The organism is Hymenobacter roseosalivarius DSM 11622 (assembly GCF_900176135.1).
In the GTDB taxonomy this organism is placed as follows: Bacteria; Bacteroidota; Bacteroidia; order Cytophagales; family Hymenobacteraceae; genus Hymenobacter; species Hymenobacter roseosalivarius.
In genome coordinates this window covers 56549-77018 of sequence record NZ_FWWW01000036.1, presented here as the reverse complement: position 1 = coordinate 77018, position 20470 = coordinate 56549, and the positions used below count along the sequence as shown (strand labels likewise).

At 54.6% G+C, this 20470-nt stretch carries 18 protein-coding genes; 15 read left to right on the top strand and 3 right to left on the bottom strand.

The window, feature by feature from the left end; genetic code table 11:
- The first annotated feature begins 127 nt into the window (after positions 1–127).
- The 5 genes from B9A24_RS02270 to B9A24_RS02250 all read left to right on the top strand — a co-directional run bounded on the left by B9A24_RS02270 (position 128) and on the right by B9A24_RS02250 (position 2960).
- Positions 128–721 carry a GNAT family N-acetyltransferase gene (locus B9A24_RS02270; RefSeq protein ID WP_084443535.1) on the top strand — a complete coding sequence of 198 codons (594 nt, stop codon included), beginning with the start codon at positions 128–130 and terminating at the stop codon, positions 719–721.
- Complete coding sequence (locus B9A24_RS02265; protein ID WP_200813847.1) at positions 714–1118, top strand: diacylglycerol kinase family protein; 405 nt, start codon at positions 714–716, stop codon at positions 1116–1118. The genes B9A24_RS02270 and B9A24_RS02265 overlap by 8 nt, the downstream gene beginning before the upstream one ends.
- A gap of 117 nt (positions 1119–1235) precedes the next feature.
- Complete coding sequence (locus B9A24_RS02260; RefSeq protein WP_143434713.1) at positions 1236–1703, top strand: DUF6970 domain-containing protein; 468 nt, start codon at positions 1236–1238, stop codon at positions 1701–1703.
- Positions 1704–1735: 32 nt separating this feature from the next.
- The gene (locus B9A24_RS02255; RefSeq protein ID WP_084443531.1) at positions 1736–2227 is read left to right on the top strand and encodes a DinB family protein; all 492 of its coding nucleotides are present in this window, start codon (positions 1736–1738) and stop codon (positions 2225–2227) included.
- A 97-nt stretch (positions 2228–2324) separates the two neighbouring features.
- Entirely contained in the window at positions 2325–2960 is a 636-nt protein-coding gene (locus B9A24_RS02250) for a thioredoxin family protein (protein ID WP_084443530.1), read from the top strand.
- Positions 2961–3049: 89 nt separating this feature from the next.
- Here B9A24_RS02250 and B9A24_RS02245 read toward each other — a convergent pair whose 3' ends face one another.
- Both B9A24_RS02245 and B9A24_RS02240 read right to left on the bottom strand, forming a co-directional pair.
- Positions 3050–3886: a DUF4382 domain-containing protein gene (locus B9A24_RS02245; RefSeq protein WP_084443528.1), complete on the bottom strand. Its 837-nt coding sequence runs from the start codon at positions 3884–3886 to the stop codon at positions 3050–3052.
- Between the two features lie 221 nt (positions 3887–4107).
- Positions 4108–7173 (bottom strand): AsmA family protein, encoded by a 3066-nt coding sequence (locus tag B9A24_RS02240; protein ID WP_084443526.1) that lies wholly within the window; start codon positions 7171–7173, stop codon positions 4108–4110.
- A 251-nt stretch (positions 7174–7424) separates the two neighbouring features.
- Between B9A24_RS02240 and B9A24_RS02235 the strand changes: the two genes are divergently transcribed.
- Together B9A24_RS02235 and gldJ are read left to right on the top strand one after the other, a co-directional pair.
- Positions 7425–8498, top strand: a complete 1074-nt coding sequence (locus B9A24_RS02235) for a PorP/SprF family type IX secretion system membrane protein (RefSeq protein ID WP_084443524.1) — start codon at positions 7425–7427, stop codon at positions 8496–8498.
- 76 nt (positions 8499–8574) lie between these two features.
- Positions 8575–9846: a gliding motility lipoprotein GldJ gene (gldJ, locus tag B9A24_RS02230; protein WP_084443522.1), complete on the top strand. Its 1272-nt coding sequence runs from the start codon at positions 8575–8577 to the stop codon at positions 9844–9846.
- A 136-nt stretch (positions 9847–9982) separates the two neighbouring features.
- Here the strand turns inward: gldJ and B9A24_RS02225 are convergent, their stop codons facing one another.
- On the bottom strand, positions 9983–10684 hold the full coding sequence (locus B9A24_RS02225) for a ComF family protein (protein WP_084443520.1): 702 nt from the start codon (positions 10682–10684) through the stop codon (positions 9983–9985).
- A 184-nt stretch (positions 10685–10868) separates the two neighbouring features.
- Here B9A24_RS02225 and B9A24_RS02220 point away from each other — a divergent pair, with 184 nt between their 5' ends.
- The 8 genes from B9A24_RS02220 to B9A24_RS02185 all read left to right on the top strand — a co-directional run bounded on the left by B9A24_RS02220 (position 10869) and on the right by B9A24_RS02185 (position 20406).
- On the top strand, positions 10869–11246 hold the full coding sequence (locus tag B9A24_RS02220; protein ID WP_084443519.1) for a carboxymuconolactone decarboxylase family protein: 378 nt from the start codon (positions 10869–10871) through the stop codon (positions 11244–11246).
- Positions 11247–11248: 2 nt separating this feature from the next.
- The gene (locus B9A24_RS02215) at positions 11249–11605 is read left to right on the top strand and encodes a hypothetical protein (RefSeq protein WP_143434718.1); all 357 of its coding nucleotides are present in this window, start codon (positions 11249–11251) and stop codon (positions 11603–11605) included.
- An 89-nt stretch (positions 11606–11694) separates the two neighbouring features.
- Positions 11695–12465, top strand: a complete 771-nt coding sequence (locus tag B9A24_RS02210; protein WP_084443553.1) for an exodeoxyribonuclease III — start codon at positions 11695–11697, stop codon at positions 12463–12465.
- A gap of 136 nt (positions 12466–12601) precedes the next feature.
- A complete protein-coding gene (locus tag B9A24_RS02205) occupies positions 12602–16018 on the top strand; it encodes a DUF4175 family protein (protein ID WP_234996916.1) in 3417 nt (1138 codons plus the stop codon).
- Positions 16019–16063: 45 nt separating this feature from the next.
- Positions 16064–16525 (top strand): ATP-binding protein, encoded by a 462-nt coding sequence (locus tag B9A24_RS02200; protein ID WP_084443517.1) that lies wholly within the window; start codon positions 16064–16066, stop codon positions 16523–16525.
- Entirely contained in the window at positions 16522–17013 is a 492-nt protein-coding gene (gene ybeY, locus B9A24_RS02195) for an rRNA maturation RNase YbeY (protein ID WP_084443515.1), read from the top strand. Before B9A24_RS02200 ends, ybeY begins: the two co-directional genes overlap by 4 nt.
- A 223-nt stretch (positions 17014–17236) precedes the next feature.
- On the top strand, positions 17237–19105 hold the full coding sequence (mnmG, locus tag B9A24_RS02190) for a tRNA uridine-5-carboxymethylaminomethyl(34) synthesis enzyme MnmG (RefSeq protein ID WP_084443513.1): 1869 nt from the start codon (positions 17237–17239) through the stop codon (positions 19103–19105).
- A 407-nt stretch (positions 19106–19512) separates the two neighbouring features.
- A complete protein-coding gene (locus tag B9A24_RS02185) occupies positions 19513–20406 on the top strand; it encodes a class I SAM-dependent methyltransferase (protein WP_084443512.1) in 894 nt (297 codons plus the stop codon).
- Positions 20407–20470 lie beyond the last annotated feature (64 nt).

Sequence of the window (20470 nt, the reverse complement as noted above, 5' to 3'; positions counted from 1 at the left end):
TCGTGCTGGCACCTTAACCAGCTTCTAAAGCTCAACTCTCTACGGAAAGCCACCGCTCCCACCTGGGGTGGCGGCTTTTCTTTTTTCCAGCATCTTTAGGGCTGGCTTTCACGCTTCTGCCCTCTCTATGGATTTCGCCCAGGACATTACCCTCGAAAATAACCGAGCTCAGCTGCGCCCCTTAAGTGCTGCCGACTTTGAGGCCCTGCAACCCGTTGCGTTTGACCCCGATTTGTGGCAGTTTACGCTCACCCGCGGCGACGACCGCATCAGCCTGGCCGCTTACATAGCGGCAGCAGTGCAGGGCCGGGAGCAGCAGCAGCGCTACCCTTTCCTGATTATTGACAAGCAAACGAACCAAGTGGCCGGCAGCACCAGCTATTATAATATCCATCTGGAGGATGCGCGCTTGTCTATCGGCTATACGTGGGTGGGCACGGCGTTTCAGCGCAGCGGCCTGAACCGGGCAGCGAAGCATTTACTATTTCGGCATGCGTTTGATGTGCTCGGCTGCGAGCGGGTGGAGTTGGAAACCGACGCGCAGAACCTGAAGTCGCAGAGTGCGATGCGCCGCATGGGAGCCACCGAGGAGGGCACCTTGCGCAGCCACCGCTACACGCAGGGCGGACGGCGGCGCGACACAGTGGTCTTCAGCGTGTTGAAGCCAGAATGGCAGCAGTTGCGCACCACCACGTTTAAATACTTCGAAAGCCGTGGCTGATTTGCCCCCCAGCCAACGCAGCCTGCTCCGCCGTCGCGCCGACAGCTTCGGGCATGCCTTTCGGGGCGTGGCCTCGGCGTTGCGCTCGGAGGTGCATCTTCGCTTTCACGCGCTGGCAACGGTGGTGGTCATTGGTCTGGGATTTTACTTCAATATCAGCCGGACGGAGTGGGCACTGGTAGCCTTGGCGGCTGGCACCGTCTGGACGGCGGAGCTGGCCAATACGGCCATTGAGGCACTTACTGATCTGGTGTCGCCGGAATATCATCCGTTGGCTGGAAAGGCCAAGGATGTAGCTGCCGGGGCCGTTTTGCTGGCCGCGCTAGCCGCGCTGGTGGTGGGCGCACTCATATTTGCCCCCCGGCTTTTTCAATTAGCAATTGAAAATCAGGAATGAACAATTAGCGGGTGGGGGCGTAAGCACCACTGTCCGGTTGTAGGCTCCTTCACCACTCGGCTCATATCAGGCAATCAGCCTGCCGCTCATTGCTCATTAATTAACTGCTCATTGACTATGCGCTCTGCTTTACTTTTTGCTTCTCTGTCGATTATAACCTTGCTATCAGCAGGTTGTCAGACTGGTGTAAACGTGACGACCCCCACCGACGCACCTGTTTCGGGCAGCGTGTACGGCACCGATACTCCCGCCCCGACCAGCGCCAATACGGTGATGCCCACACCGACCCGGTCTTCTATAGCTGACACCACGGGGCGACCAGCCTGGCTGAGGGAGCGTATTCAAAAAATACTGGCCGAAGAGCCTGCCAACCCACCCGTGCAAGTATTCCGCTACCTCTACAACGACCAGGTGGTGTACTATGAAACAGCGCCCTGCTGCGACTTTTTCACTACCCTTTATGCTGCCGATGGCAAGGTTATTTGTCAGCCCGACGGCGGTATCACGGGCAAAGGGGACGGCCGCTGCCCGGATTTCCCCAAAAAACGTACGCAGGAAACGCTGGTCTGGCAAGATCCCCGGTAAATTTTCAACTCGTTTTCATCATTCCTACTTCCATGATTAACACCATCGAAAAGCTGGCCGCTTACAATGTGTGGGCTAATGACACGCTGCTCGCTCATATGCAAAAAGCGGTGGCAGCCGGTGCCGAAATCCCGGCTGTGGCCCTGCGCCTGTTTAGCCATGTGCTCAACGCACAGGCTATCTGGATTGCGCGCCTTACCGATACGCAAAGCCCGGTGAAAGTGTGGCAGGAGCACACACTGGAAGGCCTGCACCAACTGCACGCTCAAACCTCTAACCGTCTGCTTCAGATGGCCCAGACCGCCGACGATACCGAGTTGTACCGCACCATTACCTACATGAACTCGGTAGGTGACGCGTATATAAGTCAGGTATCCGATGTGCTGACTCATGTGCATGTGCACGCCAACTACCATCGTGGCCAGGTCGCTACCCGCCTGCGCGACAATGGGTTAGAGCCCATCAATACCGATTTTATCACCTACTGCCGCGAGCTTTCAGCCCAGGAGATGGTGAGCTTGTAGCTCCTATACGTGCAGCGCTTCCATATAAACCCTTCTGGCTTGAAGACCAGAAGGGTTTTTGTTTGTTATCCAGCCATTCTCATTAAGTCCCGATTCTATGTCAGCTTCCCTATCTTCTGTTGTGGCCCCCGAGCGCCTGGCTTCTGCTTATACCTACGTCACTTACCGCCAGCTCATCGATGAGCTGATGGCCCAAAACCTTACCACCGGCACCAACCAAACAGAGCAGATTCTGCAGTATGCTCGCCTGAACGTGCAGCGTATGCGGCGCGTTGATAAAACCATTGTATTGCTGCCCGAGCTGCGCGAGGCCGTGGCTAATCTGCAAAACAAGTACGTGTGGCTGACGCTCACCGAAGGCTGGTGCGGCGACGCGGCCCAGATTGTGCCGGTAATCGAAGCCATTGTGAAAGCCGCCAATGGTAAGCTGGAATCACGGTATCTGTTGCGCGACGAGAACCTGGACCTGATGGACCGTTACCTTACCGATGGGGGCCGTTCTATTCCCAAACTTATTGTGCTGCACGCTGATACGCTCGCTGAAGCCGCGACCTGGGGCCCGCGTCCGGTCCCGGTGCAGGCCATGTTTTTGGAGCTAAAAAGTCAGAACTTACCTTTCGAAGACTTTGCCACTCAGCTCCACAGCTGGTACGCCCACGACAAAACCCAATCGACCCAAGGGGAACTGCTGGAGTTGGTTCGGGCGCTGGAACTAGCGGATGGCACCAGATAGGCTCAGCTTCGCTTTGTAAATGCCTTGTTTATAAACAAAAAAGCCCCCCAGATACAATCTGGGGGGCTTTTTATGAGTTAAGGACAGATCTAATCAAGCTTCGTTTGACCTAGCTCCGTTATCTGATTGTTAGTAACCGTAATATCAGTGCGAACTACGTTTTTGTAAACCGGCTGATTGGCTGGAGCCGTAGTAGTAGGAAAAAACTCCACCCGGTACACTCCTGAAGGTAAGCTACTCAGCTGATAGCCGCCTGACGCATCGGCAGAGGTGCTGAAGGTATCGGCGGGCGTGATGGAGGCGCGAATAGCCAATATCTGGGGCAGCGACGCGGTCGGAGTAACGGTGCCGCGCAGGCCGCCGGCAATGTCTTGAGCGATAACACGAATGACCGGCTTCAGAATAAAACGCTCTTTCTTGTCGTCGCCGGGCCGCCATTTGCCGCGCTGCACGATAGATTTAGCTACGTCGAAGTCGAGCAGAAGCTGGAAGGTTTCACGCTCCTTCAGCGTCGCCTTGTTTAGCTTGAGCTTCACGCCGGAGGTCTGGCCGCTGGGCGTTTTCAAATCGTAGGTTACGCCGTCACGGGTCGTGACGGTGCTGTTGGGGCCGAGTAGTAAGCGAATCTCTTTCAGGTCGCCGGGCGCGAAGTCGGTGTCTACCAGCAGCGCGGAACGACCGTTCACGTAGTCCAGTATATTGAGCGCTTGCGGAGTGAATGGCAACAGTTCCCAGCCGTTGGGATCTTGCTCATCCTTGAGATGCACCTCAATCTGGCGTACATCCAAGCTTACTTTCTGGAAGTCGCCGGGAGCATCCGTCATGCGGACCTGGAGTTTGGTAGCGTCGGTTTTGTCGGCGGCGCAACTTGATAAAGCCAGCGCACCTATACAGGCAGCAACAGGCAGGTAGTGGGTGATTTTCATGGAAAAGGAGGAGGAAGTAGATGACAGAAACACGCGCTTACTGAGCTGAATAGTGCCCTAGCTAAATTCACGCCATTTTTATTAGAATTATTATATAAATTTTAAACAAATATTTATTTAAGCAGATAGCCGACACTTTATATGCAAGCGTTAGGTATTGCGGGGACATAAAAAAAGCCTCATCATGCGCTGACAAGACCTTCTTTATGTTTGATTCCGTATTATTTGCCTCCTGAGCGAGTTGTATCGGAGGAGGTTGGGGGCGCTGAATCCGTTGGCTCAGCAACGGGCCGGTTTTTGGGCTTACCAAAGAGCAGCCCGTTTAGCTTATCCTGGGCCTTGTTGCGAATTTTGGCTTCTGCTTCAAGACGCTTTTTATCAATTTCGAGGCGCGCTTTTTCCTGCAAATCCTCTTGACGGCGAGCTAAGTCACGCTGCAGGCTATCCTGCGCTACTTGCGCGCGGGCTTGCAGCTGTGATTTGGCGTCGGTCACTTTGGCCTGCACAATATTCTGCACCAGGTCTTTGGCCTGAGTTTTCACGCTGCCACTGTTCAGCTTCACCTGCGGATTCTTGACGGTGCCGCCAATAGTCAGGCCGAGGGTGACGCGGTCGGTGCCTTCCAGGTTTTGAACGCCGGTAAGAGAGGTGAGGCGGGCATTGAGCTGGTTACCCAGCTTGCCAGTGGGCACGTTCAGGGCGGTTATATATTCGAGGTTGCCGTTCACGTTGTTGGAGCCCCCCACGGTCATCTTGATCTGGCCTACATTCACGTCAAACGGCTTCACGATGAAGTTGCCGTTGAGGATTTCAGCGGCCACGTCCTGGTTTTCGACCGCAAACTTCTTCAGCTCCTGAAACTGGGTGAGGGCGCTAATTTTGTCCATCACCGCGGAACCACTGACGGCGGCCCGCACTACCTCAAACAACCCTTTGCCGGTAAGTGAGCTGTACACGGGCAGCATATCGGGACCCATTTCGCCGCTTACGTTGAAGTTGGTGGAGAAAATGCCTTCCAAATTGGCGGCTAAGGGCACCAGCGTTTTAACGGAGTTGAAGGCCTGAAAAGCGTTCTGAAAGTTCAGGTTCTTGATGTTGAGCCCAAGATTAAACTTGGGATGCTGCAAATCTTTGCTGCTGTAGCTGCCGGTAGTGGCAAAATTGCCCCCCAGCGTATTGAAATTCAAACCATCCATGCGCACCGTTTCATCGCGCACGACTACGGTGCCTTTCACATCGTCGAGCTTGAGGTTGTCATATACCACCTGGCCCACGGTGCTGTTCAGGGTCAGGTCGAAGTATTTCGGGATTTGAAGCACACCTTGCGCCTGAGCAGGAGCAGCGGTTTTGGCGGTGGTAGTGGGCTTGGCAGTTACCTCATCTACCATCCACTCATTCACGTTGAAGCGGTTGCTGTTCACCGTTAGGTTGCCGCGTAGGGGCTGGCCCGGCGTGAACAGGTAGCCCATATAGTTGCTGATGGTTCCTGATGCGGCAATATCGGAGCTGCCCACAAAGCCATTCATGTTTTGCAGCACGATCTTGTCGTTGTTGAACGTAGCCGTGGCCCGCGTCACTTTTACGCCCTGGGGCAAGTCAGCGCTTTTATAGGTTACGTTTTGAGCATTCACCGTGCCCGAGGCAACTACGTTCTGGTAACGCTCTGCTTCGATATCGGCCATGCTGCCCTTGGCGGCGATGTTGCCGTTCAAGCGCCCCGTTACGGTCATGCCTTCCAGCGGGAATATTTTGGTGAGCTTGGTCAGGTCCACGGTGCCGCGCACATTGGTATCAAAAATGGGCTTGTCGATATTTTGGGCGGCAATACGGCCTTCCAATGGCTCGCCGTCGAGCAGCATTTTGAACTGCGGAATGTTCAGGCGCGTGTCGTTGGGCTTGCCGGTAGTGTTGGTGACCGTACCGTTCAGGGTCAGGTTTTCAATGGGCGCCGGAAATTGCTTCGACTTTACGTAGCCATTGGTGAGGCGCATAGCGGCCTGCACCACGGGCATTTGGGTGGCTGAATAAATGCCTTTGGCCGTAGCATCCACGAGTAATTGCCCCCTGAGCAGCAAATCCTCAACAGGATATACCTTCATTACCTCCGCCAAATCGACATTGGCCTTTACCCGACCATCCACGCGCATCGGCTCCAAACCGTCGATGGCTACGGTGCCGTCCACGGGATTTTTGCCTAAGTCGAGGTGAAATTGCTTCACGTTCACTTTCACGTTGTTGGTGAAGCCCGAAGGATTATCCACCACCATATCCACATTAATGTTGCGGGCCGCCTGGGGCAGGTCGGGGTAGTGGAACATGCCGTCTTTGACTTGCAGATTCACGCCGTAGCCCGGCGACTTCACCTCGCTCATGGTGCCTTTGTAGTAGCCATCAAAGGCCATTTTGCCCCCCGTCTCGATGTTTTTAAATTTTTCGGTAAACACGCCGGGCACGATGCTCAGGATGTTTTTAAAGTCCGTTTCGAGGGCTTTGAAGGTCAGGTTGAAGTCAATATCGTCCTGGGGCATGGCGATGGTGCCGGCAAAGCTGGCCGGAAAGTCATTGATGCGTACCTGGTTATCCTTAAACGTGAACAGCATCTTGTCCAGGTCCATGGCCATGGTCACGTCGGCGTCGAGCTTGGTATTGGATAAATAATCCGTGCCGGCGTAGTTCATCGTGAAACGGTCGGCCGTGGTTTGCGACACCATATCAAACACGTTCTGCGTGAAGTCGCCCGAGCCGGTGTGGTTCACGTTGTGGGCCTGCATCGCAAAAGGAATCGTCAGGTCTTCGTAGCGCATTTTGCCCCCCACGATTTCCCAGCCCTTTATTGCGATGCTCAGCTGGCTCGTGTCCTTGCCTTGCGTGGCCAGGGTAGAATCAGATAGGAAAATATCCCAGTTGGCGCGGCCGCTTTTCAATACCCGCAGATTTATATCGGGCTGATCGAGCTGAATGGACTTAATTTTGATCTGCTCGCCCCGCACCACACTCATCAGATCCAGCCCTGCCCGAAAGGCCGGTAGGTAAGCCAGCGTATCGCGGGCAAACGAATCTTGCCCAATTATGCGCAGCTTGTCGATGCTTAGCGCCAGATCGGGGAACGTGCGGAACAGGCTCAGGCTCACATTGGCCGGGTCGTATTCTACTTTAGCCGCAACGCGCTCAGCCAACTGCCGATCCAGAGCTTGCTTGATCTTATCTTTGAACAAGAGCGGCGCGAGAGCAACAGCGGCCACCAGCACCACTAAAAATACCAGCAGACCAACAAAAAATTTACGCATGAGTATGAAGCTTTGATACAGGAGAAGCATACAAGTTCGGGGCACGGCACCGCCGCTGAAACGGGTGCTACCTGAGTTTTAAATCATGAATGGGCAAAAATAGTGCAATGTTCGCCTGGAGTCACCGCCAAGATTAACATTCAAACCACTCGCATTTTACTTACTTTATCGGGCAAGATTGCCTTTTACTTCTTGCGTTATCTTGCTCCTGCGTACCAAACGGGGTAGTTGGCGCGTTAGTGTTTTTTCTTATGCATCTACTTTTACTTTCTGTTTTTGCCCCCCGGCGGCTTCGTTGTACTTGGAGTCGCTTGGTGGCGCCGGTGATGTTGGCAGTAGGTTGTATTATAGGTCTGCCCTCGGTTGCGCAGGCGCAGGACCTGTACTTCTCCCAACCCTACGCTACGCGCTTGCACACCAACCCGGCTTTTGCCGGTCTGCTCGATGATTATAGTGTTTCACTTAACTATCGAAATCAATTCCCGACCCTGGCTGGCACCTTCCAAACCAGCCAGCTAGCCGCCGACTATCGCATGCGGAATCAGCGCAGTGCGGTCGGCTTTTTGCTCAACTACGACCGTACGGGTTCCGTCGGCTACACGCGCTTTGAGGTGGGGGGCCTGTATGCTTATCACACTCGCCTCACCGAATACATAAGCTTAAGCGCGGGCTTGCAGGCCAGCTACGGCAATCAGCGCGTGAGTTACGGAAACCTTGTTTTTGGCGACCAACTTTCGGATGAAGGCCTTACTGGAAACCCCACCGCGGAGACGCTGGACGTGGCTCCGGTAAATTATCTGACTATCGGTGTAGGTGGTTTACTATATACGGAACGGTTTTGGATAGGGGCTGCTGCACACCACTTAAATCAGCCTGATCTGGGTTTTGAGACCCAAACAAAGCTGCCCATGCGGTTGAACCTTAATACCGGTTACAAACATTATTTCGTGCGCACCTCCACTCCCATCAGAACTCGTGAGATTAGCCTGACCGGTACGGCCAGCTACACCCGGCAGGGTGGTTCGCAGCGAGCGGAAGTTGGATTGTATGGTACCGTTTCACCTATTACCCTGGGAGCAGTTTATCGGGGAATGCCGCTGCCGGGTGCTCCCCAACCGCAGCAAATTATAGCGGCTATCGCTGGTATAAGCACCGGTGTTTTCCGCTTTGGCTACAGCTACGATGTCAGCCTGAGTGATTTTAGTGCCGATTTGGGTGGCGCGCATGAACTTTCGGTCAGCGTCCGCAATTTTGATCGGATAGAGGATGCTTGGCGTCGCTTGCGGCACCGCAACTTCAAAGCTATTCCTACGCCAGCTTTCTAAACCACAGCACAAATAAGTACCTTGCGTCAAATTACCTTCTCTAACTCATTTTCTCTCAGGTAGTTTCTATTACATCATGAATCTTTCCAAATACTTACGCTTTGCCATCGTGGGAGCCTGCGCGCTGGCTGCCTGCAGTAAAGGGGCACCAACTGCCACCAAACCTGGTAAGTACAGCTCAACGACGGGCATCGAGTACAACACCGAAGAGGGCATGAAGGTATCCGACTACGCCGGCATTCCGGAGGGTCCGGGTCTGATCTTCATCGAAGGTGGCCGCACCGTACTTGGCTCGGCCGAAGAGGACGTGGCCATGACCCGCGACAATGTGGAGCGGACCGTTACCATCGCCTCTTTTTACATGGACGAAGCTGAGGTAGCCAACATTCACTGGCTGGAGTATCTGCACTTTGTGCGCAAGGACTCGGCTGAGGAGTTCTACCAGTCAGCCCTGCCCGACACGACGGTGTGGGCGCGCGAGCTATCCTTTAACGACCCTTACGTAGATTATTATCTGCGCTACCCCGGCTTCCGCTATTTCCCCGTCGTCGGTGTTAGCTGGTTGCAAGCCAATGACTATTGCACCTGGCGCACTGCCAAAGTGAACGAGACCTTGGCTAGTGGTGGCTCTTCTAAGAAAAAAGGAGGCGGTTTATTTGGCCGTAGCAAGAAGAATGCTGCTGCTGATGAAGCCGCTGACGCAGCTGAGGGTGCTGGCGCTGCCAAGCCTTCTATCGAGGATGGTAACACCTTACCTAACTACCGTCTGCCTACCGAGGCGGAATGGGAATTCGCCGCTCAGGCCCTTGTTGGAACCCAGGAAGTTGGCAACGAGAACCAGGAGAACAAGCGTATCTATCCTTGGGATGGTCGCCAGGTGCGTAACCCATACGGCAAGAAGATGGGCCAGTTCCTGGCTAACTTCAAGCGTGGCCGTGGTGACTATGCCGGTATCGCCGGTAGCCTGAACGATGGCGCTATGATTACGGAATATATCTACAACTACCCTCCGAACGACTACGGCCTCTACAACATGGCTGGCAACGTAAACGAGTGGGTACAAGATATTTATCGTCCGCTCTCGTTTGAGGACGTAGAAGATTTGAACCCCTTCCGCCGCAACGGCTTCCTTGACCCCGCCGAGTCGGGTAACGGTAGCAGCACTGGCTACGACAAGAAGGGCTATCAGTCGCTCATCGACGACCATGTACGGGTCTACAAAGGCGGATCTTGGAAAGACGTAGCTTATTGGTTGTCGCCCGGCACCCGTCGCTTCATGGCGGAGGATTCCGCTACTGCCGCTATCGGTTTCCGTTGCGCTATGATCAACGCTGGCTCAAACAAGTAATCTGATTTACTGACTTAGTATTCGATAAACATGAAACAAAAAGCCCCCCAGCCGAGTGCTGGGGGGCTTTTTGTTTCATATATAGTTAGAAAAGGATGAGATTAGCAACGAACTTCGCACGCTGACCTCATCCCTATTAATTCTCGGCGCAGGCAATGGTAGCAATACTAACCTCACTGCAGCCAGCGGCTAACAACGCAGCCGCGCAAGCTTCGAGCGTGGCGCCGGTAGTCAGCACATCATCCACAATGAGTACACGTTTATTGAGAACCTCGGCGGCCTGAGCTACTTCAAATACTTCTGCTACGTTTTGCCAGCGCTCAGCGCGGTTCTTCTGCGTTTGAGAATCAGTATGCTCCGTACGACGTAAGGCGGTGGCGCTCCACGGCACCTGTAGGCTCACTGATAATCCTTCCGCGAAGGTATCCGACTGATTAAAGCCTCGCTTAGCCAGCTTGCGCGGGTGCAGAGGCACGGGCACAATTAAATCGAACTCAGTGCCCAAACTATAATCAGCAAGTTCGGCACCATACCAGCGGCCCAGTACTCGTCCAACGTCTTGTTGCCCCTGATATTTTAGCTGATGTAGCAGGTGCTGCACCCGGCCACGCCGCAAAAAACGCAGGTAGCTCAGGGAATAACGCACCGGTAGCTTACCCCAGAACTTGCGCGCCAGCGGGTTCTCGCTGGAAGGCAATTTGTGGTAATCGGTGTAAGGGAATTGCGCCCGGCAGCCCGTGCAAATGTGGTCTTCGCCGCAGGCTAAGGGCTCTTCACAAGCCAAGCATACTCGTGGGAAAATCAGGGATACGAAATCGGCCAGTGCGGTACGGATCATGTAGCGCTGGGGGCAAAATTGAAGCCATTATAAGACAACAAGCAGCCAGCAAATTGGATTACCTGCTTATACTTAGGCTTATCAGTTGGGTACTTAGCCTGCTAAGGCTTGCTAAATAAGCGAGCCTTTTCTGCCTACTTTCGTGTTATCAATTCTCACCTCAGACTTATTTACTCGAATCAATATGAGTCTCGTCACCGAATTCAACGATTACCGGGCACGCATGAACGAAAAGATCATGGCGGCCGATAACAAGGTTATCAAGCGCTTTTTCAACCTCGACACCAATACCTATCAGGCCGGTGCCATCGACGTCAGGACCAAAGAAATGCTGGGCCTGGCCTGCTCTATGGTGCTGCGCTGCGATGATTGCATCAAGTATCACTTGGGCAAATGCCACGAAGAAGATATTAATGATGAGGAAATCTATGAGGTGTTTGCCATTGCCAACCTCATCGGCGGCAGCATTGTGATTCCGCATTTCCGCCGCGCCGTGGAGTATTGGGAAGCCCTGAAAGAAGAAGTCGTAACAGCCGCCCCTCCGCACGCCCACGACGCATGAGCATGGACGCGCAGGAAACCGAGGCCGAGTTTGAGGCCCGCTGGTGGCAGCTGATGAATGAGATGCGGGAGCGTTTTGGCAAAAAGCCAGATCTGAACGCGTTACTCCTCCTCATCGGCGTGCAGGAATTGGGGCAGGGTGCCGGCCCGTTCACCAAAGAGCAGAAGCAGGACCTGATGCATATTGCCACCTGCAAGCTCTTCAGCCTCTCGGGGCACTATGAGCTAGAGCGCGTAGATGAAGAGGGCTGGCCGCACTACAAGCTATTGCAGCCCGTGCCTTTTGCTAATCTCAAAGAGCAGGAGCGCATGCTGAAGTGGCACATTCTGGAGTATTTTGATAAGTGGATGAAGGACTGAGTGGTGAAATTGTGAGTTTGTCGTTCGAGCTGCGCAATAAGAACCTAAAGCCTACCATTTCACCACTTCACAGTTTCATCACCTCCCTTTTGAAAATCATCAGCTATAACGTCAATGGCCTGCGCTCAGCTTTGAGCAAAGGCTTGCTCGACTGGGTGCGGGAGGCTGGGCCCGACGTACTTTGCCTACAAGAGATAAAAGCTGGCCGCGAGCCGCTCGACGTGTCGGGCTTCGAGGCGCTGGGCTACCACGCCTACTTGCATCCAGCGGCCAAACCTGGCTACAGTGGCGTAGCTACGTTTTCCAAGCACAAGCCGAAGCATGTAGCTGTAGGCTCCGGTACGGAATGCTACGACTGTGAAGGGCGGGTTTTGCGGCTCGATTTCGACGATTTTTCGGTACTGAACACCTATATGCCTTCTGGCACCAGCGGCCCCGAGCGGCAGGCGTTTAAGGTGGAGTGGCTACACTTTTTTCGCAACTACGTGCGCGAATTGCGCCCCACTCTGCCGCCCCTTATCATCGTCGGGGACTTCAACTGCTGCCAGCGCGAAATAGACCTGCACAACCCGAAAGCCAACCAGGACAGCACTGGTTTCACGCCCGAGGAGCGGCGCTGGTTTGCCGATTTCCTGGCCGATGGCTTCACCGATTCCTTCCGCCACCACCACGGCGACGCCGGGGGGCATTATTCGTGGTGGACGTACCGGGCCGGGGCCCGCGCCCGCAACGTGGGCTGGCGTCTCGATCATCTGCTGGTAGATGATGCTTTGCAGCCGCGCCTGGCTAGTGCTGGTCTTTTGCCCGATGTCGTGCACTCCGACCATTGCCCAGCTGTGGTAGAGTTGCAGCAACTGTAAGCCTCCGCTTGGTGCATCGCTATCTTGGAACAAATTGCCCCCCAGCGGTTGTCGTTCCGAAACAGACTGGTGGCGAAAGTCACGCGCTGCTTTAATGCGTATCTTTCCTCGGCCCGGAAAGGCGTTTTTACACCTTGTGAAGAAAGAATACGTGTCAGAAATCAACACGACTACAACTACTCGCTTGCCAGCCCTGCAACAGGTGCTCGGGCAGTTGGATGCGTTTAAGCGTAAATTCTATCTCAACCTGCTCGTGCGCGGTATGCTGGTGGCCGGGGGGCTTTTGCTGACTTTGTTTTTAGTCCTGAGCCTGCTGGAGTATTTCCTGTACCTGCCTACCTGGGTACGGGGAGGCCTGCTATTTGGCTTTTTGGGCTTGGTGGTGTACACCTTCCTGCACTGGATTTGGAAGCCTCTGGCAGCCCTTACCAACCTGCGGCTCCTGCTTTCCGACGAGCAGGCTGCCCAGCGTGTGGGTGAGCTGTTTCCGCAGGTACAGGATAAACTACTGAACGCCTTGCAATTGCAGGGACAGGCACGCGAAAACGCCCTGATTGCGGCGAGCTTGGAGCAGCGTGCCGCCCAGTTTACGGGCCTAGAGTTTAGCGAAGGCATCAAGATCAAAGAGCAGAGCCGGCCGCTGTGGAAGTACGTGGTGGTGCCGGCTGCCATTGTATTGGGCGTGCTGCTGGTGTACCCGAGCTTATTCGTGCAGGGTACGGGCCGCATTTTAGATTATCGCCATAAATACTCGCCACCCGCGCCGTTTGAGTTTATCATCGAGAATAAAAACTTGCAAGCCTTTCGCAACGAAGACTTTAAGCTGCAAGTGCGGATTGAGGGTAAGGCCTTACCCAATGAGATTAACATCCGCTACAACGGCCGCGAGCGCCGCCTGACCAAGGAAGCTGGCAGCAACAACCGCTACAGCTACGAGTTTCGGCAACTCCAAAGCAACACCGAGTTTCAGCTTGCCGGTGCCGGTTTCACCTCCGAGGGCTACGGCCTGACCGTCCGCGCCCGCCCCGACCTGCGCGATTTCGCGGTGCATGTTTCTTATCCAACTTACCTGGGCAAGCCCGCCGAAACTATCCGTAACAGCGGCAACCTGACCGTGCCCGAAGGCAGCACCGTACGCTGGGACTTTGCCACCACAGCCACCGATGAGCTGCAACTACTTTTCAAAAACCCCAGTGAAACCGTAACAGCTACAGCCACCGACGACCAGTTTCTGGCCTCGCGGCGCATCATGCGCAGCCAGGAATACGCCGTGCGCCTGCGCAACGCCGCCAGTCTCAACCGCGACCCTATCGAGTACCAGATCACCGCCATTCCCGACCAGGTTCCGGAAATAACTTTAGAGGCTTTCTCGGATACCACTTCCTTGCGTTACCTGGCGCTGGGGGGCAATTTGCGCGACGATTATGGGTTTACACGCTTGCAGCTCAACTACCGGGTAACGTCGGGGTCTAAGTCCAACACGGGTTATAAGACACGGGCGCTACCACTACAGGCTGGCCCTGCCCAAGCCTACGCTTACCAGTGGGACTTGGCAGGCCTGAACATGAAGCCCGGCGACCGGCTCGAATATTTCGTGCAGGTGTGGGACAACGACGGTGTGAACGGCCCAAAAAATGCTCGCACGCGCAGTTCGGAGTTTCGGCTGCCGGCCCGCAAGGAGCTACGCGAGCAGCTGAATGCCCAGTCGCAGTCGGTGCAGAACCAGATGAGCAAATCGGCGGAGCAGTCGAAGAAGCTAGAGCGGGAGTTAGCCAAAACCGAAGACAAGCTCAAGACCAAGCGCGAGCTGAACTTCCAGGACCGCAAGCAATTGCAGGATATGTTGGAGCAGAAGCAGCAGATGGATCAGCAACTGGCTGACATGAAGAAGATGTTTGAGGAGATGAATCAGCGCGAGGACCAGCTCGACCCCAAAAACCAGGAGATGGCCGAAAAGGCCAAGGAGCTGGAAAAGCTGATGGAAACCCTGCTCGACCCCGAAACCAAGAAGCTGTACGAGGAGCTGCAAAAGCTGCTGGAGCAGCAGCAGGACCAAACCCAGCCCGAAATGCAGAAATTGCTGCAACAGCTCGAAAACAAGGAAAATACCCTGCAAAAAGAGCTGGAACGGGCCCTGGAGATGTTCAAGCAACTCCAGTTTGAACAGAAGCAGGAAAACGCCATCAACAAGCTGGAGGAGCTGGCTAAGGAGCAGCAAAAGCTAGCCGAGCAAACCCAGCAGAACGATAAGTCGCAGCAAAAAGGCCCCCAGCAGCAACAAAAGCAGCAGGAGCTGCAAAAGCAGCAAGCCGAAAAGCAGCAGGAATTTAATGAAGTAAAGCAGGACCTCCAAGACCTGAAAAAGCTGGACGAACAGCTCGATGGCGAAAATGGCGCCGATGAGATGAAAGACCAGCAGAAGCAGGTAGACGAGGAAATGCAGGAAAGCCAGGAGCAGCTCAGCAAAAACCAGAACCAGAAGGCCAGCCAGAGCCAGCAGGATGCCGGCCAAAAAATGCAGAAAATGGCGCAGCAGATGCGTGAGCAGCAGGAAGAAGAGGAAGGCGATAAGCAGCAGGAAAACATCGATAGCCTGCGTGACATCCTGGAGAATCTACTCAAAATCAGCTTCAACCAGGAAGGCCTGATGAAGGACTTCCGCCAGGTAGACCAGACTGATCCGCGCTTCGTGCAGCTCGGCCAGACTCAGCGCAAGCTCAAGGACGACGCGGCCGTGGTGCAGGACTCCCTGTATGTGTTGGCCAAAAAGGTATTTCAGATCCAAAGCTTCGTGACCCGCGAAGTAGGCGAGATGAATGGGCAGATGGACGAGTCGTTGAACCAGATTCGGCAGCGCAACGTGAGCAAGGCCACCAGCAGCCAGCAGCTAGCCATGACCAGCATGAACAATCTGGCTTTGATGCTCAACGACGCCTTGCAGCAAATGCAGGAGCAGCAGCGCCAAAGCCAGCAAAGCCAGCAGGGCGACGGCAAGCCGGGCCGCAAGAAGAAGAAGGGCCAGGCTGCCGGCGAAGGCCAGATGGGCCGGATGCAGCAGCAGCTCAACCAACAGATTCAGCAGCTGCAACAGAGCGGCAAGCAGGGGCGGGCCTTGTCGGAGGAGCTGGCTAAGCTGGCCAGCCAGCAGCAAATGCTGCGCGAGGCGCTCAAGGAGCTGGACAAAATGCAGCAGCAGTCTGGGGGGCAAAAAGGTAAAGGACAAGAGGGCCAGGGCGGCACCGGCGACCTGAAAAAATTAATGGAACAAACCGAAACCGACCTCGTAAACAAGCGGCTGACGGAGGAGACTGTTATGCGCCAGCGCCAAATCTTGACTCGCTTGCTGGAAGCCGAAAAATCGGCTCGGGAGCGGGACCTTGATGACAAGCGCGAAGCGCAAACGGCCCAAGCGAAGCCACCTGTTTTTCCACCCGCTTTCGATCAATATAAGCGGCAAAAAGAGCGGCAAACTGAGCTGCTCCGCACTGTACCGCCCGCCCTCACGCCGTACTATCAGCGGGAGGTAAGTGAATATTTTCAGAAAATGAAGTAGCGTCTCGCTACTTTTACCGCTGCTGCCCTCCCTCTTATACTTATTATGAAGCAGGTTAAAATTCAGATTCCTTCGCTTGTTGAGAATATTCGCGTAGTAGAAAGCTTCATCGATAACTCGAAGGAAACCTTTGAAATCGAGGACGACATCTATGGCAATATCATGGTTGCCGTCACGGAAGCCGTCAATAATGCTATTCGTCATGGCAATAAATTCGACAAGGACAAGAACGTGTACCTGTCGCTGCAAGTAGCTCCCGACCGCATCAAATTTGAAGTCGAAGATCAGGGCGATGGCTTCGATTTTACCAATCTGATTGACCCAACGACTCCCGAGAATCTGGAAAACCCTGGTGGCCGTGGTATTTTCCTGATTCGCCATCTTGCTGATGAGGTAGAGTTTCAGAAGGAGGGCCGCAACGTGCAGCTTACGTTCCTGTTGGCTCCTACTTCCGACTTGGAAGCATCAGATGCCGATACTTTTTCTTCCGATCATAGCGCGGCATGAACCAACACCCGCCCGGTACTGAGGACGAGATGAACAACGGCCTGCCCGAGCAGTCGCACGAGGTACACGGCATTGAGTTTATCGTAGAAGATGTAGAATTCGAGCTAGCCGAGGCGGAAGCGTTAACGAGCTGGATTGAGCGCGTAGCTGAGGTGCACGAGCACAAAATCGTGCAGCTTACCTACATTTTTTGCTCGGATGAGTACCTGCACCGCGTAAATGTTGAGTATCTCGACCATGATACCTACACCGACGTTATCACCTTCGACAATGCTGATACGTCGGACATTATTGAGGGCGACATTTTCATCAGCGTGGAGCGAGTGCGCGAAAACGCTGAGCAGCTAGGCGTATCCTTCTGCGACGAGCTGCACCGCGTCATGATTCACGGTATGCTGCACTTGCTTGGCTACCAGGACAAAGACCTGCTGAGCCAGACGGCCATGAGCAAAAAAGAGGATTACTGCCTATCTTTGCGCACGTTCTGAGCACGTTGCCTCGTTTTTTAAACTTATCAGGAAACCGCAGGTCGTACAAACGGCGGCGGTTTTTTGGCTTGTAGGAACGCGCCACGGCGCGTTCGTCGTTGTTGGCATCAAGGCGATTATACTTAACGAATAATTCACAACAACCAGCGACGAGCGTGCCGTGGCGCGTTCCTACAAATCAGGTGTTTGCTGTTTACCACGACAGCCAAAAAAGCCCCCAGCCATGTTTCAGCAAGAAGAATATGATGTCATTGTAGTAGGTGCCGGCCACGCGGGTTGCGAAGCGGCCGCCGCGGCCGCAAACCTCGGCTCCAAGGTGCTGCTCGTGACCATGAACATGAACACTATCGCCCAGATGTCGTGCAATCCGGCCATGGGCGGGGTGGCCAAGGGGCAGATTGTGCGCGAGGTGGATGCTCTTGGGGGACAAAGTGGCATCGTGACCGACAAAACCATGATTCAGTTCAGGATGCTGAACCGGTCGAAAGGCCCGGCCATGTGGAGCCCCCGCGCCCAGAGCGACCGGATGCGCTTCGCCGAAGAGTGGCGCCTAACGCTGGAGCAAACATTAAACGTTGATTTCTGGCAGGAAGCCGTAACGGGTTTGTTAGTAGAAAACGAAACCATAGTAGGTGTCAAAACTGCCTTAGGAGTTGAGTTCCGCAGTAAGGCTGTGGTGCTCACCAACGGTACCTTCCTCAATGGCCTGATTCATATTGGCGAGAAGCAGTTTGGCGGTGGTCGGGCAGCCGAAAAAGCCAGCTCCGGCATCACCGAGCAGCTTATCGAGCTAGGCTTTGAGGCCGGCCGCATGAAAACCGGGACGCCGCCCCGCGTGGATGGCCGCTCGCTGGATTACTCCAAAATGGAGCAGCAGCCCGGCGACGAAGTGCCCGGCCGCTTCTCTTACCTCGACACGCCTACGCTGATAAAGCAGCGGCCGTGCTACATCACCTACACCAACCCGGAGGTGCACGAAATCCTGCGCACGGGTTTCGAGAAGTCGCCCATGTTTCAGGGTCGCATCAAGGGATTGGGGCCACGCTATTGCCCATCGGTGGAGGACAAAATCAACCGCTTCGCCGACAAGGACCGCCACCAGATTTTCGTGGAGCCTGAGGGCAGCAGCACGGTGGAGATGTACATCAACGGCTTCAGCAGCTCGTTGCCCGAAGATGTGCAGTACCAGGCCTTGCGCAAGATTGCGGGCTTTGAGAACGCCAAGATGTTCCGGCCCGGCTATGCCATTGAGTACGACTTTTTCCCGCCAACCCAGCTCAACCTGACGCTGGAAACCAAGCATGTGCGCAACCTCTATTTTGCGGGCCAGATCAACGGCACCACGGGCTACGAGGAAGCTGCCTGCCAGGGCCTGATGGCTGGTATTAACGCTCACAACCGGGTACATGGCAAGCAGCCTTTCGTCCTGAAAAGGAGTGAGGCCTACATCGGTGTGCTCATCGACGACCTCGTAAACAAAGGCACCGACGAGCCCTACCGCATGTTCACCTCCCGCGCCGAGCACCGCATCGTGCTCCGCCAGGACAACGCCGACTTGCGCCTCACGCCCATGGGCTACGCGCTAGGCTTGGCCTCAGAAGAGCGGATGCGGCGCGTAGAGCAAAAGCAGCGCGAAACGGCTGAGGTAATAGAATATCTACAGAAGAAATCCATCGAGCCGACCGAGATAAACGGGCTGCTCACGGAGCTGGGCTCGGCTACCATCAGCGAGAAAACGCGGGCTGTAAACCTACTGCGTCGGCCCAACGTGGAGCTGGAGCACCTTACGCGCCACCTTCCTACACTCGCTTTGGAGCTGGGCCAATATCAGCCCGACAGCCTGGAGCAGGCTATTATTGCCATCAAGTACGAATCATATATTCAGAAGGAGCACTTGCAGGCGGCCCGCGTGGGTGAGCTGGAGAACTTCGTGATTCAGGGCCGCTTGGATTATAAGCAGATGCCGGCCCTGTCGCACGAGGCGCGCGAGAAACTCCTGCGCGTGCAGCCCGAAACCATTGGCCAGGCTGCCCGCATTAGCGGCGTATCACCGGCCGATATTTCGGTGTTGATGGTCTATTTAGGAAAATAAGGTGGAAGCGGCAGGCGCAGATTCGCTTCGGCGAAATCTATCCCATTCATTTCTACTTATCTACTTATTACTGGGCTAACCGTAGCAGGCATGGGAAGCTTATTGCTTTGGATAAGCAATGTTTCTCCTGTTGCACCTCATTTGATCCGCCCTAGTTTAGTGCTGGACGCGCTTTTTCCCTTGTTAGGATTCGAAACTGTCGCAGGTTTACTCTTAGGTATCCACCATCTACGGTTGCAGCGTTATTGGGCTGCTATACGATGGGTATCGTTCACCGTGGCTTTGTCAGCTATTTGGTACTTCAGTTTCCTATTAACATTTCAATTGGCTTTTATTGAGCTTTTTTTCGGGTAAAGGAGTCCAGAGACATATCTGTTACTTTTACCAAAAATTCTATTCTTTAACCTGTGTCCTACGAACGTCTGTCAGCCTGCCCGGTGTGCGGCAAAAGCGAGTTTCGCAACAAGCTGGTCGTAGAAGACAAGTCGGTAAGCAACGAAAGCTTTGCCATCGTGCAGTGCGAGAGCTGCGGCTTTCAGTTCACGAACCCGCGGCCCGGGGCCGCCGACATCGGGCGCTACTACGAGTCGGACGAGTACGTGTCGCACAACAGCGGAGCCCAAGGCGTCATTAATCAGGCCTACAAAGTCGCGCGGTTTTTTACCATGCGCCGCAAGGTGGCTTTGCTCAATAAAAAAGCCCCCCGTAAAGGAAAAGTCTTGGATTACGGCTGCGGCACCGGGCATTTTCTGGCGGCCTGTAAGTCAAATGGCTGGCAGGTAGCCGGCTTGGAGCCTAATGCCCGCGCCCGCGAAGAAGCGGCGCGCCGCGTGGGTCAGCCCATCGGCGCGGAGGATCTGGGGGGCTTTTCTCCTGAGTCGTTTGATGCTATTACGCTCTGGCATGTGCTCGAACACGTACACGAGCTGACCGGTACGCTTAAGCAGCTTATCGGCTCGCTCAAGCCCGACGGCGTGCTGGTCATTGCCGTGCCCAACGTAGAAAGCTTCGATGCCCAGCACTACCGCCAGGACTGGGCTGCCTACGACGTGCCGCGTCACTTGTACCATTTCAGCCCCAAAACCATGACCCTTTTGCTCAAAAGGCATAAGCTCGTGGTTCGGGAAACATTGCCGTTGCCCCTAGACGCTTATTACGTGAGCATGCTCAGCGAAAAGCACCGCGCCGAGCGTAATGGTGGGTTGCTAAGCGTACTTAAAGCCGGCTACAAGTCCAATCAATACGCGGCGGAGCACGAAGGGCAATATTCAAGCTTAATTTACGTAGCTGCTAAAAGGTGAAGTGGTGAAAGGTGAGATGGTGAATTTATGAAGTGGCAATTAGGACAGTTGTAGAATCTCACCT

Excerpts from the sequence above, each read along its gene's own strand:
- ybeY (WP_084443515.1), top strand. The coding sequence starts at position 16,522 with ATGAACCAACACCCGCCCGGTACTGAGGACGAGATGAACAACGGCCTG.
- B9A24_RS02260 (WP_143434713.1), top strand. The coding sequence starts at position 1,236 with ATGCGCTCTGCTTTACTTTTTGCTTCTCTGTCGATTATAACCTTGCTA.
- B9A24_RS02215 (WP_143434718.1), top strand. The coding sequence starts at position 11,249 with ATGGACGCGCAGGAAACCGAGGCCGAGTTTGAGGCCCGCTGGTGGCAG.
- B9A24_RS02235 (WP_084443524.1), top strand. The coding sequence starts at position 7,425 with ATGCATCTACTTTTACTTTCTGTTTTTGCCCCCCGGCGGCTTCGTTGT.
- B9A24_RS02240 (WP_084443526.1), bottom strand. The coding sequence starts at position 7,173 with ATGCGTAAATTTTTTGTTGGTCTGCTGGTATTTTTAGTGGTGCTGGTG.
- B9A24_RS02245 (WP_084443528.1), bottom strand. The coding sequence starts at position 3,886 with ATGAAAATCACCCACTACCTGCCTGTTGCTGCCTGTATAGGTGCGCTG.
- B9A24_RS02255 (WP_084443531.1), top strand. The coding sequence starts at position 1,736 with ATGATTAACACCATCGAAAAGCTGGCCGCTTACAATGTGTGGGCTAAT.
- gldJ (WP_084443522.1), top strand. The coding sequence starts at position 8,575 with ATGAATCTTTCCAAATACTTACGCTTTGCCATCGTGGGAGCCTGCGCG.
- B9A24_RS02250 (WP_084443530.1), top strand. The coding sequence starts at position 2,325 with ATGTCAGCTTCCCTATCTTCTGTTGTGGCCCCCGAGCGCCTGGCTTCT.
- B9A24_RS02225 (WP_084443520.1), bottom strand. The coding sequence starts at position 10,684 with ATGATCCGTACCGCACTGGCCGATTTCGTATCCCTGATTTTCCCACGA.
- B9A24_RS02220 (WP_084443519.1), top strand. The coding sequence starts at position 10,869 with ATGAGTCTCGTCACCGAATTCAACGATTACCGGGCACGCATGAACGAA.
- B9A24_RS02270 (WP_084443535.1), top strand. The coding sequence starts at position 128 with ATGGATTTCGCCCAGGACATTACCCTCGAAAATAACCGAGCTCAGCTG.
- B9A24_RS02200 (WP_084443517.1), top strand. The coding sequence starts at position 16,064 with ATGAAGCAGGTTAAAATTCAGATTCCTTCGCTTGTTGAGAATATTCGC.
- mnmG (WP_084443513.1), top strand. The coding sequence starts at position 17,237 with ATGTTTCAGCAAGAAGAATATGATGTCATTGTAGTAGGTGCCGGCCAC.